Annotated in this window: 18 protein-coding genes; 16 read left to right on the top strand and 2 right to left on the bottom strand. The window is 67.6% G+C overall.

Going from position 1 to position 13,456, the window contains the following annotated elements:
- Nucleotides 1-3: 3 nt before the first annotated feature.
- From OG875_RS13855 to OG875_RS13785, 15 genes are all read left to right on the top strand, one after another.
- Nucleotides 4-1,851, top strand: coding sequence for a DNA polymerase (locus OG875_RS13855; RefSeq protein WP_330174530.1), 1,848 nt, complete (start codon nucleotides 4-6; stop codon nucleotides 1,849-1,851).
- A 545-nt stretch (nucleotides 1,852-2,396) separates the two neighbouring features.
- Nucleotides 2,397-3,149 carry a hypothetical protein gene (locus OG875_RS13850; RefSeq protein WP_330174529.1) on the top strand — a complete coding sequence of 251 codons (753 nt, stop codon included), beginning with the start codon at nucleotides 2,397-2,399 and terminating at the stop codon, nucleotides 3,147-3,149.
- A gap of 47 nt (nucleotides 3,150-3,196) precedes the next feature.
- Nucleotides 3,197-3,361: a hypothetical protein gene (locus OG875_RS13845; protein WP_330174528.1), complete on the top strand. Its 165-nt coding sequence runs from the start codon at nucleotides 3,197-3,199 to the stop codon at nucleotides 3,359-3,361.
- A 53-nt stretch (nucleotides 3,362-3,414) separates the two neighbouring features.
- Entirely contained in the window at nucleotides 3,415-3,666 is a 252-nt protein-coding gene (locus tag OG875_RS13840) for a hypothetical protein (protein ID WP_330174527.1), read from the top strand.
- Between the two features lie 651 nt (nucleotides 3,667-4,317).
- Entirely contained in the window at nucleotides 4,318-4,863 is a 546-nt protein-coding gene (locus OG875_RS13835; protein ID WP_330174526.1) for a hypothetical protein, read from the top strand.
- A gap of 243 nt (nucleotides 4,864-5,106) precedes the next feature.
- Nucleotides 5,107-6,363, top strand: a complete 1,257-nt coding sequence (locus OG875_RS13830) for a helix-turn-helix domain-containing protein (protein ID WP_330174525.1) — start codon at nucleotides 5,107-5,109, stop codon at nucleotides 6,361-6,363.
- Between the two features lie 152 nt (nucleotides 6,364-6,515).
- Nucleotides 6,516-6,698, top strand: coding sequence for a hypothetical protein (locus OG875_RS13825; protein ID WP_330174524.1), 183 nt, complete (start codon nucleotides 6,516-6,518; stop codon nucleotides 6,696-6,698).
- Nucleotides 6,695-6,931, top strand: coding sequence for a hypothetical protein (locus OG875_RS13820; protein ID WP_330174523.1), 237 nt, complete (start codon nucleotides 6,695-6,697; stop codon nucleotides 6,929-6,931). Before OG875_RS13825 ends, OG875_RS13820 begins: the two co-directional genes overlap by 4 nt.
- Before the next feature lie 185 nt (nucleotides 6,932-7,116).
- A complete protein-coding gene (locus tag OG875_RS13815) occupies nucleotides 7,117-7,470 on the top strand; it encodes a DUF7848 domain-containing protein (protein ID WP_330174522.1) in 354 nt (117 codons plus the stop codon).
- On the top strand, nucleotides 7,467-7,970 hold the full coding sequence (locus OG875_RS13810; protein WP_330174521.1) for a hypothetical protein: 504 nt from the start codon (nucleotides 7,467-7,469) through the stop codon (nucleotides 7,968-7,970). The genes OG875_RS13815 and OG875_RS13810 overlap by 4 nt, the downstream gene beginning before the upstream one ends.
- 115 nt (nucleotides 7,971-8,085) lie before the next feature.
- On the top strand, nucleotides 8,086-9,132 hold the full coding sequence (locus OG875_RS13805) for an NUDIX hydrolase (protein ID WP_330174520.1): 1,047 nt from the start codon (nucleotides 8,086-8,088) through the stop codon (nucleotides 9,130-9,132).
- A 149-nt stretch (nucleotides 9,133-9,281) separates the two neighbouring features.
- Complete coding sequence (locus OG875_RS13800; protein ID WP_330174519.1) at nucleotides 9,282-9,413, top strand: hypothetical protein; 132 nt, start codon at nucleotides 9,282-9,284, stop codon at nucleotides 9,411-9,413.
- A gap of 98 nt (nucleotides 9,414-9,511) precedes the next feature.
- Complete coding sequence (locus OG875_RS13795; RefSeq protein ID WP_330174518.1) at nucleotides 9,512-9,766, top strand: hypothetical protein; 255 nt, start codon at nucleotides 9,512-9,514, stop codon at nucleotides 9,764-9,766.
- 68 nt (nucleotides 9,767-9,834) lie between these two features.
- The gene (locus OG875_RS13790) at nucleotides 9,835-10,089 is read left to right on the top strand and encodes a hypothetical protein (protein ID WP_330174517.1); all 255 of its coding nucleotides are present in this window, start codon (nucleotides 9,835-9,837) and stop codon (nucleotides 10,087-10,089) included.
- A 78-nt stretch (nucleotides 10,090-10,167) separates the two neighbouring features.
- Nucleotides 10,168-10,533 carry a hypothetical protein gene (locus OG875_RS13785; RefSeq protein ID WP_330174516.1) on the top strand — a complete coding sequence of 122 codons (366 nt, stop codon included), beginning with the start codon at nucleotides 10,168-10,170 and terminating at the stop codon, nucleotides 10,531-10,533.
- A 26-nt stretch (nucleotides 10,534-10,559) separates the two neighbouring features.
- Here OG875_RS13785 and OG875_RS13780 read toward each other — a convergent pair whose 3' ends face one another.
- Nucleotides 10,560-10,832: a GntR family transcriptional regulator gene (locus OG875_RS13780; protein ID WP_330174515.1), complete on the bottom strand. Its 273-nt coding sequence runs from the start codon at nucleotides 10,830-10,832 to the stop codon at nucleotides 10,560-10,562.
- A 176-nt stretch (nucleotides 10,833-11,008) separates the two neighbouring features.
- On the opposite strand from OG875_RS13780, the gene OG875_RS13775 reads away from it, so the two are divergent.
- The gene (locus tag OG875_RS13775) at nucleotides 11,009-11,338 is read left to right on the top strand and encodes a hypothetical protein (RefSeq protein ID WP_330174514.1); all 330 of its coding nucleotides are present in this window, start codon (nucleotides 11,009-11,011) and stop codon (nucleotides 11,336-11,338) included.
- Nucleotides 11,339-11,361: 23 nt separating this feature from the next.
- Here the strand turns inward: OG875_RS13775 and OG875_RS13770 are convergent, their stop codons facing one another.
- Nucleotides 11,362-12,591 carry a pyridoxal phosphate-dependent aminotransferase gene (locus tag OG875_RS13770; RefSeq protein WP_330174513.1) on the bottom strand — a complete coding sequence of 410 codons (1,230 nt, stop codon included), beginning with the start codon at nucleotides 12,589-12,591 and terminating at the stop codon, nucleotides 11,362-11,364.
- Nucleotides 12,592-13,456 lie beyond the last annotated feature (865 nt).

The raw sequence follows: 13,456 nt of genomic DNA, 5'->3' as shown, positions 1-13,456 counted from the left end.
ACCTTGCAGACCCACCGCCACGCGGTGGCCGGGGACATCGTCACCGTCCACGTTCCGCAGACCCGAGAAGACCTCACCCGCTTCAGCTCCTGGCTTGCCCGCGCCAACCGCCGGGGCGCCGTCGCGCTCGACACGGAGACGAGCGGGCTGGGCATCTACAGCCCCGGTTACCGCCTCCGTACGGTGCAGTTCGGAGACGAGCGGGACGCCTGGGTCGTCCACTGGGAACGCGGACCCGTCTTCCAGTCCGCCGCCCGTGCAGCCCTCCGCCGCATAGACCGCTTCCTGATCCACAACGCCCCCTTCGACTGGGCCGTGTTGGACGAGCACGCCGGGGCGCCGCTCGAATCACTCGCACCGCGCACCACTGACACCCGGCTCAAGGCCGGTCTTCTCGACCCCCGGCAGCCCCAGGAAGGCGGCATCGGGACCGCCCTCAAGTCCTTGTCCGCGTACTGGGTGGACCCCTCCGCCCCCGACACGCAAGGGGACCTGACCCAGGTCTTCAGGGGCTTGGGCCTGACGAAGGCCACCGGCTGGGCCGGCATCCCCCTGGACCACCCCGTCTTCAACCTGTACGCCGGGTTGGACTGCATCTACACGGCCCGCCTTGACCCCGTGCTCACGCGGGAGCTGGACCGCCTGGGGGTGCGCCCCGAACTCGTCCAGTACGAACACGAGCTTGCCCGGATCTGCACCCACATGCAGCGCGCCGGGATGGTGCTGGACGAGACCTACGTTCACGAGCTGCGCGCCACCCTCACCGAGGAGCAACACCGCTTCGCGGACGTGGCTCGCCGGTACGGCGTCGAGAACGTCAACTCCACCCGCACTCTGGCGGAAGCGCTCCTTGGGATGGGCGAGCGCCTGACGGAGCGCACCGGGGGCGGCGCCCTGAAGGTGGACAAGGCCGTCCTCTCCGCCCTGGCGGACCTGAGCCTTCAGGGCGAGCGCGTGAACTCCCGCACTCCCAACCCCCTGGCGGAAGCGGTGATCCGCTCGAAGCGGGCCGGGAAGTGGCGTGCGTCGTACGCGGACACCTTCCTTGAGGTCGTGGACGCCGGGGGCCGCGTCCACCCCTTCGTGCACTCCATGGCCGCGCGGACGGGCCGAATGAGTGTGACCCGGCCAGCGCTTCAGACGCTGCCCAGCTCGGACCAGATGATCCGCCGGGCCCTTCTGGCGGACCCGGGGCACGTCATGGTCTCGTGCGACTTCTCCGCCGTGGAGATGCGTGTCCTTGCCGCCCTGGCGGGTGTGCGCCGGATGCGGGAAGGATTCCTTGCCGGGGAAGATATCCACTGGTTCACGGCCCGGCTCGTCCGGGGCGCCGGGGCAACGGAGTCGGACCGGAAGGTAATGAAGGGCGCCGGGTTCTCGAAGGTGTACGGCGGAGGCGTGGCCACGGCTGCCCGCCAGACCGGAGCGAGCGAAGAGGCCATGGCCCGCGCCTTCGCGGAGTACGACCGGCTGTATCCGGAGATCAAACGTGCGTCCCGCCGGTGGCAGCGGGAAGCGTACGAGTCCGGCATGGTCTTCGTCAGCGCGGCAGGCCGCCGGCTGCCGCTGGACAGGGACAGGACGTACGCGGTGGTCAACTACGCGTGCCAGTCCGTGGCGCGGGACTGCCTGGGCCAAGCCCTCTTGAACATCGAGGAAGCGGGGCTTCTCGACATGCTCAAGCTCCCGATCCATGACGAAGCGCTCCTCTCGGCTCCGCGCGAAGACGCGGCGGATGTGGCCCGCGCGGTGGAACAGGCAATGACCTTCGACCTGTACGGCGTCCCGATCACGGCCGAAGCCGAAATCGGAGGAAGGAGCTGGGGCAGCCTCTACGGCGCCGACTTCTGACGAGAACCGACCTACTCACGTGAGTAGGTCGGGCCCGCGCCCCCTCGTAACGGCGGTATAACGCCCGGCGGCATTGGGGGCCCCGTGTCATTCCAGCGAATGAGCCCGGTCTGAGCACCCCGGATGAGGTGCGGTCACGCATCGGAATTCTCAACAACTACCGCCCGTCGCACGGGATCTAAGTCTGTGAAAACACCAGCGGTGTTCGCACGGACACCGACCAACGCGACGACGTAGGCCCTGATCAAGCCCCGTCAAGCACCCCGGAACGGGGCTTGATCTGACGCGCCTTCACTTAGCCATTCACGGGATTCGTGCGCCCTGAAACAGGTGTGGCCCCGGCCACTTTGCGCGCTCTCGGCTCCCGCCCTTTTCGGGCAATCGGCTCCCCAGAAAGCGGGTGAGCCGAAGGAGAGCCACCCGTGTCAGAGCTTGCAATTTCCGTAGTTCGAGCTGCCCAGAACCAGGACCTTGAGGCCATAGCCCAGGTCATCGCAGCGACAGAAGGACGCGTATCAGTGCTCGCCCGGAAGGCGGCACGACGCATGGCGGAGAGCGGTCCGCGTCACGAGGAATACCGCGAAGAGTTCGAACAGATCGGCCGGATAGCGGTCTGGGAAGCCCTCGGCAGGTTTGACGAGTCGGTGACCGGTGACTTCCTCGGGTTCGCGTACACGACCGTCGAAGCCACCCTTCTCAATTCGACCCGTGCGGAACGGAACCGGGGTGCCGACCCCGACGCGGCAAAAACGTTCCTCTCCATGCTGAGAATGGCCGGGGACGATCCCTATCTCGCCGAAAGGCTGGCCCAGACCGTCCCGCCCGCCGGACGTCGTCTCAGCGCGGACCGGGCCCACGCGGCGCGCCTCGCCTACCAGGGCGCCGAGAGCCTTGACGCGCCCCTGCCCGGCGCGGGAACCGACGAGGCATGGGAGCCGGCCGCACCCGCCTTCGGAGTGCCGGATGAACTGATCACCTCCGATGATGTGGCCCGCGAAGAGCGGCGGATCAAGTGCGCGGTCGTCCAAGGGATCTTGGACACGATGGGCGACGGGCAGGCGCACGTACTCCGGGCCACGTACGGGATCGACCCCGTCCCGTTCTACGGCAACACCAACGAAGAAGAGCTTGCCGCCGACCTGGGAACGACGGCGAAGGCCGTACGCGAAGCCCGGAGCAAGGGTCTCAAGTCCTTCGGCAGGCGCTACGTGAAGGTGGCCGCGAAGAGCCCGGAGCATGCGGCCGAACTCACCGCAGCCATGGCTAGAAACCTGACTCGCAAGGGCGCCATGACGTAGGCAATCGACTCCCCAGACCTGGGGCGAGACCACCCAGGGGAGAGCCCATGACTACCACCTTCACCACGGCCGACGGCGGAACCATCGACGTGACCCGCCGTGACGCAGAAGTCGACATCCACCTGAAGGACAAGACGGGCCGGACGGTCGCGACGGTCGAACTCGCGAGTGGCGACGCCTCCGCGCTCCTGGCCTGCCTCGCGGACGCCTGATGCCCGGCCTGACCGGACGAGACCCATTCACCCAGCACCACCAGGAGAACCCCATGCCCCCCAACACGGTTCGCGAGACGAAGGCCACCTTGAACGCGGGCACCGGCCGCGTACTCGCCTGGCACAACGACAAGGAAGCCCGCGCGGTCTCACTGGCCGTACCGGGAGACCGGGCCAAGCTCAGCGCGACCCAGGCCCGGGAACTGGGGCTGTGGCTCATCGAGGCGAGCGAAGCCGTGATGAGGCCCAACCGCCCGCCGCTCCGTACGGCCATGCTTCGCACGGACCATGTAGCACGCTGGTAGTCCGCAGGCTCAGGGGAGCCGGCTCACTCGCAAGGGTGCGCCGGCCCCCCTTTTTTGGATCTTCAGTTCACAAGCGCACATTGCCGCGCTGCGTTGTACACCTCAAGGATGAGCCAGGACAAGCCGCCGGAAGGACGAAGTGGTGGCTGAAAAGCGATGAACATAAGAGTCCGATTCCAGCCCCCCAGCGTCGCACCGAAGGGCAAACGCCATGCACGACGACCCGTTCACACTCGCACTGACGGTCTGGGTCCCGTCCGGCGCCGCCCGCGCGTGGCTGCCGTGTGAATTTCTGCGTCCACTGCTGGGTGAAGAGCCAATTCGGGTATGCGCAGAGACTCGCGCTGTGATGGCGGCCCAAGGTCGCCTAGTGGCAAGGCTGTTGAGTTCGCCGGTTGCACCCGCGTATCCCGGCTTGCGTGTCCTCGGTCGGCACAAGGGCACGGGACAGCTCGTGGCCACTGCCGAATGGGTGCGCAGCAAGGAGACGCGGCAGCTGGTTCCCGCGACCGCCGGTGTGTGGCTCGCATGCGACTGGTTGCACAAGCAAGATCGTCCACTTGTGGCGTAGCTGTTACGGAAGGTTCCATTCCGCATCCCTGTGACGCGTGTGAATATCAGCGCAGAAACGACAGAGCACGAGGCACCACCATGAACCACACGGTTTCACTCTCCCTCGCCGCACTCGGTGCGGCGCTGGCAGCGATAGGGCTGGGCTGGCTGACCTTCGGCAGCCCTGAAGCCCCACCCCTCCCCATGCCGCTCGTCCAGCAGTCCGGCGCCCCCGCGCCCGCCATCGGCCCCGAGCTGGACGTACCGCTTGTCTTCCTTCCGCTGCCGCCGAACGAAGTCATGGCAGTACCGGACAGCAAGAAGTCCGCGCCACGAGGAAACGGCAAGGAGCCCGCGCGGCCTGAGCCGAGACCCACCGCTAGCGCGCCCGTCGAGGCGGGAGACGGCGGCCCGCTCAAGGACGCGGAGGAAGACGGCAAGTTGCTGGACGACGTGGGGAGCGTCCTGTTCCCCGACTCACCCGGCATCCCGGACGTCTACCTTCCGTTCCCCGGGGCGGAAGGCGGGGGCCTGCCCGGCGGCCCGGACACCGTGGGCAACGAGCCGGCCGTTGACCCTCTTCCGGCCGTCGACGCGGGCGCCGTGCCTGGCGAGCTGGCTGACGCCCCGCCGCCGGAGGAGTGAATGCCCGATAGTGGGCCACGGTTCAACCACATCAAAGCCCCGCTGCGCCTCCCGATCCGGAGGTGTGGCGGGGCCTTCGTCGCTCCACGTGCCGGGCCACCCGAGACCGCCACGTCCGGTCATCCGGTTAAGCGGGGTCTTGACAGGTGAGACGTGGGGTGCTGGACCCCCAATGGGTGGGTAAGTCACCGTTGAACGCGCGCCCACTCCGTCCGGCGTAACGTGGTTGAGGGAGGTATCCGCATGACAGCCGAAACCGACATCCGAGAGAACGTCAAAAAGTTGAGGCGCACGGGTGGAATGAGCCAAGAGGGCTTGGCCGCCGCTTCCGGGTTGTCCGTGAGCACCGTGCAAAAGGTGGAGCAGGGCGGACACGTCCTGACCGAGACTCTGCACGCAATTGCGCGGGGGCTCGGCGTGCCAACATCCACTCTCTTCACCGCTGGTTCGCCGGCCCCTGTGGTCGGTGACGAGACCACACGACAGAGCCTTGTCCCCCTCCGGATGGCGCTCATGCCACCGATGGGTCTTGAGGGGGTCTTGAACAAGTCGGTCCCTACCGGGGAGGAGTTGACGGGACTACGCCGCAAGATCCTTGACACACATGCGCTCTACAGGGCCGACAAGTTCGATTCGGTCGCAAAGGATCTACCCTCGCTGCTGTCCAACGCAGATGCGGCAGTCCAGTTGACGGAGGGCAACGAGAAGCGCCACGCCACCGTTACGCACTCACTCGCGCTACTGGTTGCCGGAAAGTACCTGACGCAAGTTCGTCAGTACGACATGGCGTACCACGCGCTTGCCGAAGGTATCCGGCTCGCTCGGCAGGCGGAAGAACGGCAAACCGCCGCAACGGGCGTGGTCGGCATGTGCTGGTTGTTGCTCAGGCAAGATCGTTTCAGCGAGTGCCACCAGCTCGCCACCACGACGGCCGAACTGATGGAACCGCGCATGACGGAAGCCGACAGCGGGCGCGTTGGGCTCTGGGGTGAACTGTGGATGCGAGCGGCTGCCGCGTCGATCCGGGACAACCAACCGAACGACGCGAAGGAAGCTCGGCGCATGGTGGCGCGGGCAGCCGGAGGGATGACCAGGGAAGACCAGGCGTTCCCCTCTACGTGGGGCGGTTTCGGGCCTGTTACCGCTGCGATCAAGGCCGTTGAAGACTGTCTCGTCAGTGGCGACAGTGCCGCCGACGCTCGCGCAGTGATCGCACGCTCCGAAGAAGGTGTGTTGGCGCCCGAGGGCCTTAAGCGGGTCGGCAAGCCACAGGGTGCCAACTGGGCGCGTCACCGGCTCGACGTGTCCCGAGCCCACACGATCCTCGGGGCACATCAAGACGCCATGAACGAATTGGTGGACATCAAGAACGACCGAGCCGAGTGGATGAGGCATCAGCCGATGGCACGACGAGTCATGTCCGACGTGCTCAAGTCCCGAAAGCGGACGCTGACTGACGAGATGCGCGAGATGGCGTCATTCCTTGGGGTTGTCGCGTAGGACACCACAGAGGAACAGAGCAAGTCCCACGGAGCGTGGGAGTTTGGTAGCTGAGAGCTTCAAACTCCCGCGCTCTGCGCGTGGCCTGAGTGTTCGTCACCTTCATACGGTCGACGTGTCCCAACCGAGCTACCAAATTCGGGGGCACGACGATGACCGACCGACGCAGCGACGCCGACCGCCTACGCCGCCGAGAGCTGCACGACACCGCAACCGGAGTCGTCTGCCCGCTCGATGACCTCGCGCTGACGCTCGCCCTGATCGAGTTCGGCGCACCTTTCGAGTGGGACGCGTTTCCCGAGACCTTCCGTGCTTGGGGAGGTGAAACCGCGTGAACGCGACCGAGAACCGCGAACCACCCGCCGTGGGCACGCTGTTGCACGACACCGAGCGGGACAAGGTGGGCGAGTTTCGCGGCGCTGTCGGTGGCGTCTGGCATCTCCGCCCGCCCGGCGGCGGGAAGGAATGGGAAGTAGCGCCCCGGAACGTCATGCCGGCTGGTCCGTACGAGCTGCTGCGAGCGGCGACCGCCGAGGACAACGCCACGCGACGGGCGTACCGGTTGTGACTGCTTCCCGCCCCCCGTCCGTGGGCACCCGGTTGGTTCTCGCCCTCGGGGCTGCCGAGATCCGATTACGCGAACGCTTCCCGTACACCATGTGGCTGCTTGCGCCCGCTCGCCCCAAGGGACGGCCCGTTGACCGTGCTGGCACGGTTCACGGTCCGGTCCACTGCGAGGAAGCCCCGTCGCCCGTGGAAGATCCCTCGCCCGACCACCCCCCTGCGGAAGCCCTGGAACGGCTCATTGGGGAACTGGTTGACTACTTCGCACGCAGTGGGAGTGACGTGATGCGCTCGCGACACCGGTTCTTCGGCTGGACGATTACGCCCAATACCGAGCCCGACGCGCCCCCGACTCTGCATCTGTTTCGGTGCACCACGGAAGACGAGCAAGGCAACCCGTGTGGTGCCGAGTCTCCCGAATCCGAAATGTTCGAGGTGGCGCAGAAGTGGCCGTTCGAGCACATGAAGGAAGTGCCCGAGCACACCGGATACGAACAGGTGTTACGGCGACCGTGGGGCATGGTGCGCGGAGACCCGGTATGAGCGGCAGTGACGGGCTGACCCGGTCCTACTGGTGCGAAGTGCGTGCGGAAGGCGAGGTGTACGGGACGGGGGAAACCGCCGCGTTCGTGCTCGGCACCTTCGGCACCATCTCGCCGAAACTCGCGCTCCGGTGGCTCCGGGGACAGGCCGAACGAATCGCGGACGGGCTCGACCCCGACCCCGCGCACTCGGCGTGGGTTGAATCGTGGATGCGCGTGGACCCCGCGCCTATGCCCGACTGCCCTACGGCGTTGCGGGACTGGACGGACGATCCCGCAGAGCACCGGGCCGCGCGAGACCAACTCGCGGAGGGTGCTCCGCTGTCGGTGGTCATGTCGGACAGCGGGTGTCGCTACACCCTGACCGTCTGGCCCATCGTCGTCCGGACGCCTGACCCCCTTGCCGAACTGCCCGCGTCTGGCGGGCCCATACACACCCGCTCCGGTCACACGAGCCACAGGAAGGCCCGTCGGTCGGGCTGGCTCATCCCCTTTCTGTGACCGGAGCGGGGCTTCCCACCCCCCGAGCGAGGACCGCCCGATGGTCAGATGTAACACGCCATTCCGCATACCCCCGAACCTGATCGACTCCGCTTCCAAACGGGTTGGTTGGGGCGTGGGCACCAGTGATGCGCTGCTTTTGGTGCGCTGCGAGATGCAAAGGCACCGCAGCGGAGACCACGCGGTTCTCGTTGTGTTCGTACCCGACGCGTCCGGCCGCGCGGCGTGGGTGCTCTGGCGGGGCCAGCACACGTTCGACGTAGAAGTCATGGACCCGTGCCCGGCGCGGAACCAGTCCGATGCCTGTCCGCTGTTCGCCGACCACACCGGGGCTCATCCGTTCCGGGACGCGGACATCAACCGCGCGGCACTGCGACGTCAGGCAGGGATGGAGCGCGTCCGGCTCAACAAGGCCGAGATCATCTCGCGGTACCGCGCCGGCGAGTCCATGAACAAGCTCGCGTCCGCATTCGGTGTGTACCCCATGTGGCTCGCTGCCCGGTTCGACGCGTGGAGGGAACCCCGGCGGGACATGTCCGCCGCGCAGAGGCTCCGCCGCGTGAGTGAACGACCGCCGGTAGCCCCTGCCCCACCAGACGCCCCGTTGGCCACCAACGGCCCGGCGGGGTCAACACCCGCACCGACGAGAGAGATTCCACCCATGGCACACGGCGACATCCACCGCGCAGAACAGCCCCGGCGACGCATCGGGGCCGTGGTCCTCGTCCGCAACAACGCGGGAGACGTGCTGTTGGTCAAGCCCACCTACAAGGAGGGGTGGCAGCTTCCCGGTGGGGCTGCCCACCAGGGCGAGAAGGTGAGCGACGCGGCGGCCCGCGAATTGAAGGAAGAGACCGGGCTCAACATCGATGTCACGCACTTTGTTGCGCTGGATCACGTGCCCGCCAACGAGGAGACCGGCTCGCCCGAGGGCTTCAACGTCGTCTGCAACGGCGGGACTTTGACGGCCCAAGATGCCGCGAACGTTGCCGTCCCCGAGGACGCCGCGAAGGAACTGTCCTCGCTCCGGTGGGTTCCGCTCGCCGAACTCGACTCGCACGCCCTGCCCTACCAGGAACGGCGTATCCGTCAGGCCGTGGCCGCCATCGAACAGGGGCTTCAACTGCCGTTGCTGTTCGTGGGCGAACCGGCCGGCGACTAGTCCAGACTTCCGCTCCCGGTGGGGACTTCCCTGGGCGCCGGTTCTTCCATCCACCGGTTGCCCACCCGGTAGCGGGGTCCATCCGTGGCGACGGACGGACCACCCCCGAGCCCAACCGGGCCGGGACCAACGAGAGAAGGGGGGGACTGATGGCCGAGACCATCACGCCCGAGACCGACGAGCCCGAGACCATCGAGCCGAGCGGGGAACCGACCGGGGGCAACCAGGGCACGGACGACGCCGAACCGCTCGATCTGGTGGGCGCGCTGCTCGCCGCGTAGGTCGCGGTTAGTTCCATCAACGCCGTTCCGGCGGGGAGAGAGCGGGAGACCGGCCCCCGCCGGAACGGTCACCAGACTGAGAAAGACATTGGGGATCAGTGATACGCGAGGAATCAGTCTCGACCGTGGCGCCTGCCGGGAGCGAGACGACGCGGACGGGCGATACGGCGCCGACAACGGCTGAGAACCCGGAACAGCCGCCCGAGTGTGCCGAGTGCGCAGAGCTGAAACGGGCTGAGGCAGCCGCCAACGAAGAGGGCGACCGGAGTGCGGCCGTCGACAAGCGCGTCTTGCTCCATCGCCACAAGAAGGCGCAGCACCGGACGACGGACCTCGCCGCCGACAGCGAATGAGGTATCCCGCCGCTCCCAGCATCCCTCTGCCCCGGACCCTCCCTCAATCACCGGCCGTAGGAGGCCCGTTGCCACGCAGAACCAAAGAGGAAGTACAGGCCGCAAAGGAGCGGTTCATCGAAGCGCGAGCGGACGTGGTCGCCCGCTACAACGACGGTGAATCCGCCGCCGCGCTCGCCGCTGAATTCGGCGTTCACGCGACATGGTTCGCCGAGCGGCTGGACGAGTGGGAAGTGCCACGACGCGACCCCTCCGCCGCGTCCGTCGTGCGCGGCCCCCTGGCCAAGCTGCCGTTCGAGCGTGATACCCAACCATACGGATAAGCCTTCACCGGCCCCGTTCGCGCGTCGACCCACGCACGGACGGGGCCCGCTCATTCTCAGATCCCAAGGAGATCACTGATGCTCAAGTGCACCGCCGTAAAGCAACTGCCCCCCATCCCGAACGCCGCAAAGGAACCGCCTCACGTCATCTGCGAGCTTGGCGAGCACGGCGACACCGAGCACGCGCAAATGCTCTGGGACGAAGACGAACGCGACGGTGCAGTCTGGGCACGTTGGGACGGCGCGCGCGGCGGGGGCGTTGAATTTATGGTGTGGTGCGGCTTCTACCACAAGGGACGTGATGAGGCGTGCGGACTCTTCAAGGGTCATCCCGCCGGGCACTCCTGGGATGTCGTGGACCCGACCCTAAAGGCCCTGGCGGACCTCATCGCGGGGAAGGTCCCGTACGTGTTCCTGCCGGATGACAAGCCCCTGCCGCCGTGAGACGACTCCGACGCTCCGGAGTGCCCCTAGTCGCCCTGGTGCTCGTCCTCGCCGGCTGGCCCGCCCGGTTCCGCAACGTACGTTCCGCGCTGAGGCACGGTGAAAACCCAGCCCGCTTCCCGCAGGTGCTTTACCGCGTTTCGGGCGGTCTCCCGGGCCACGCCGAAGCGTTGAGTCAAGGCGGACTCAGAAGGGATTTTCCGGTTCACCGGAAGGGCGCCACTCTCGATCTCCTGAACGATCAAGGCGGCAATCTGCCGGTACACCGGCGTGGGCGACTCGTGGTCGATCTCAGGCATCCCACCAGCCTAGACAAGGGCGAACATCCGGTCAGACGTCTGTACGTCGCTGTACGTCAATAGACGAAGATAGACAAGTCTAGGTAGTGTCAGCCCAGACAGAACCCCGGCGACGGAGGCGGCTGGTATCCGCTAATCCGTCCCGGGGCATGGCCAACAGCCCAAGGAGCTGTGACATGCGAGACCTTATCGTGCGCGCCCTGGAACTCATCGGCACTCTGTTCGGCAGCAAGCCCGGACGCCACTCCGCCGCTCACCTGAACGCCCCGGCAGCACCCACCCCGGCCCCAGCGGAGCCCCTTCCGCCCCACGTCCAGGAGCGCAACGAGCGGTTGGACGGGGAAGAGGTGGAACTCATCCGGCCGTACTACGCCGCGTACTTGCGGAACCAGGAAGCCGAGACGCTGAACCTCCGGACGGCGCGCAAACGTCAGCGGGAACTCTTCTGGGCCGCCATGGGCATGGACTACCCCGGGGTGCGTCTCCACGGGGCGCCCTCGGCCTGATTTGCCCAGCTCCGGACGCTGAATCAGCGTTTCCGCAGCACAGACAACCTTTCGATTGCTGCTTCTATCACACCCTTCCGCTTGCAGAACGCGAACCGTACGAAGGGCGCGCCCTCGGACCGGTGGTCGTAGAAGACGGCGTTCGGTACGGCCACCACGCCGCACCGTTCCGGCAGCGCCCGGCAGAAGGCGAAGCCGTCGCTCTCGCCGAGGGGGCGGATGTCCGTCGTGACGAAGTACGTGCCCGCCGGGCGGTAGACCGCGAAACCCGCCGCCGTGAGGCCCGCCGACAGCAGGTCGCGCTTGGCCCGCAGGCCGTCGCGGAGCTCGTGGAAGTAGCTGTCGGGGAGGCGGAGCGCCTCGGCCACGGCGTACTGGAACGGGCCCGCCGAGACGTACGTCAGGAACTGCTTCGCCGACCGGACCGCCGTCACCAGCTCCGGGGTGGCCGTCACCCAGCCGACCTTCCACCCCGTGAACGAGAACGTCTTGCCCGCGCTCCCGATGGTGACCGTCCGTTCGCGCATTCCCGGGAACGACGCGATCGGCAGGTGCTCGCCGTCGAAGACCAGGTGTTCGTACACCTCGTCGGTGACGACCAGCAGATCCCGCTCGACGGCCAGCGCCGCCACGGCCGCCAGCTCCTCGCGGGTGAGGACCGTGCCGGTCGGGTTGTGCGGGGTGTTGAGGAGGATCAGCCGGGTACGCGGGGTGACCGCGTCGCGCAGCTCGTCCAGGTCCAGGTGGTACGCCCCGTCGCGGGGCCGCAGGGTCACGGGCACGCGGGTGCCGCCCGCGAGGGCGACGGAGGCGGCGTACGAGTCGTAGTACGGCTCCAGGGCGATCACCTCGTCGCCGGGCTCGACCAGGGCCAGCAGGGACGCTGCGATCGCCTCGGTGGCGCCCGCCGTGACCAGGACCTCGGTGTCGGGGTCGTACGTCAGGCCGTACCAGTGCCGCTGGTGGCCGGCGATCGCGGTGCGCAGCTCGGGGACGCCGGGGCCCGGCGGGTACTGGTTGCCGCGGCCGTCGCGCAGCGCCCGTACCGCCGCCTCCCGGACCTCCTCGGGCCCGTCGGTGTCGGGAAACCCCTGGCCCAGGTTGATCGCGCCGGTGCGGACGGCCAGTGCCGACATCTCGGCGAAGATCGTCGTCCCGAACTCCGCGAGGCGGCGGTTGAGCAGGGGCCGGGCGCGGCCGGGCGCCGCCGGGGTGTCGCTCGCGGCGGGTGTCGGGGGATTCGTGGCGGTCATGGCGGCCATCCTGCGCCGAAGCTCTGGACTTGCTCAAGTCTGCTTTGGCCCGGTGGGGGCGGGGGCATCCCCCAGTCACAACAGAAGACGGCACGAAGCCGATCACTGGCGAAGCCGGTCCGCGAGGGCGCGGGGGGCCTCGTCTCGGGGGAAGAAATGACGGTGGGGTCGATGGGAGTAGTGGGACTGGCCTTCGGGTTTTTCGTCCTGTTGGTTGTCGGGTTCCTGTTCGCGCTGGGGAGCTTCGCGAAGCGGCTGGCGCGGAACCAGAACCGCGGGTTCCGTGCGAGCGGCCGGCGGTCGGGCGGCGACGGCGGGGGCGGTGAGCACACGAGCTGGTGGGCCGGGGGAGACAGCGGTGGCGGTGGTTCGTCATCGGACGGAGGCGGCTCGTCGTCGTGCGGAGGAGGTTCGTCCTCCTGCGGCGGGGGCGGGGGGTGTGGCGGCGGAGGCAGCTGACACGGGGCAGCTGGTCCGTAGTCGACGAGGGTGCCCGGCGGAGTGAACTTCCGCCGGGCACCGTCGTGTTGGGGCTCGTGGCGAGCCGTGGGGCGGTTGTTCGTTGAACAGGTGAACTGTGGTGCCCCCGAGGGGATGGAAACCCCGTCAAGTTGGGTAAAAACGCGGTGGGCGCCCCTTACTTCGTGATTCTCTCGCTGTTGAGATTTCCAGCCCCCGGACCTCGGGCCTCGAACCTCGGACCTTCGTGCGGAGCCGAGCAGACGATCTCCACCGCCGTCACTCCTCAGCTCTCAGCCCTCTCAACTCTTCTCTCCCACACCCCAGTTCACCGCTGCCACCTCTCCCTTTCATCCTCCGGGACGCCACCCGGTCCACTTTGCCAAGCGTGTTTGCGGAGCCGACC

This window comes from Streptomyces sp. NBC_01498 (assembly GCF_036327775.1).
In the GTDB taxonomy this organism is placed as follows: Bacteria; Actinomycetota; Actinomycetes; order Streptomycetales; family Streptomycetaceae; genus Streptomyces.
The sequence above is the reverse complement of the archived record's forward strand: the minus strand, read 5'-3'. Positions and strand labels throughout refer to the sequence as shown.

Excerpts from the sequence above, each read along its gene's own strand:
- OG875_RS13785 (WP_330174516.1), top strand. The coding sequence starts at position 10,168 with ATGCTCAAGTGCACCGCCGTAAAGCAACTGCCCCCCATCCCGAACGCC.
- OG875_RS13840 (WP_330174527.1), top strand. The coding sequence starts at position 3,415 with ATGCCCCCCAACACGGTTCGCGAGACGAAGGCCACCTTGAACGCGGGC.
- OG875_RS13825 (WP_330174524.1), top strand. The coding sequence starts at position 6,516 with ATGACCGACCGACGCAGCGACGCCGACCGCCTACGCCGCCGAGAGCTG.
- OG875_RS13780 (WP_330174515.1), bottom strand. The coding sequence starts at position 10,832 with ATGCCTGAGATCGACCACGAGTCGCCCACGCCGGTGTACCGGCAGATT.
- OG875_RS13810 (WP_330174521.1), top strand. The coding sequence starts at position 7,467 with ATGAGCGGCAGTGACGGGCTGACCCGGTCCTACTGGTGCGAAGTGCGT.
- OG875_RS13845 (WP_330174528.1), top strand. The coding sequence starts at position 3,197 with ATGACTACCACCTTCACCACGGCCGACGGCGGAACCATCGACGTGACC.
- OG875_RS13850 (WP_330174529.1), top strand. The coding sequence starts at position 2,397 with ATGGCGGAGAGCGGTCCGCGTCACGAGGAATACCGCGAAGAGTTCGAA.
- OG875_RS13830 (WP_330174525.1), top strand. The coding sequence starts at position 5,107 with ATGACAGCCGAAACCGACATCCGAGAGAACGTCAAAAAGTTGAGGCGC.
- OG875_RS13835 (WP_330174526.1), top strand. The coding sequence starts at position 4,318 with ATGAACCACACGGTTTCACTCTCCCTCGCCGCACTCGGTGCGGCGCTG.
- OG875_RS13800 (WP_330174519.1), top strand. The coding sequence starts at position 9,282 with ATGGCCGAGACCATCACGCCCGAGACCGACGAGCCCGAGACCATCGAG.
- OG875_RS13770 (WP_330174513.1), bottom strand. The coding sequence starts at position 12,591 with ATGACCGCCACGAATCCCCCGACACCCGCCGCGAGCGACACCCCGGCG.
- OG875_RS13775 (WP_330174514.1), top strand. The coding sequence starts at position 11,009 with ATGCGAGACCTTATCGTGCGCGCCCTGGAACTCATCGGCACTCTGTTC.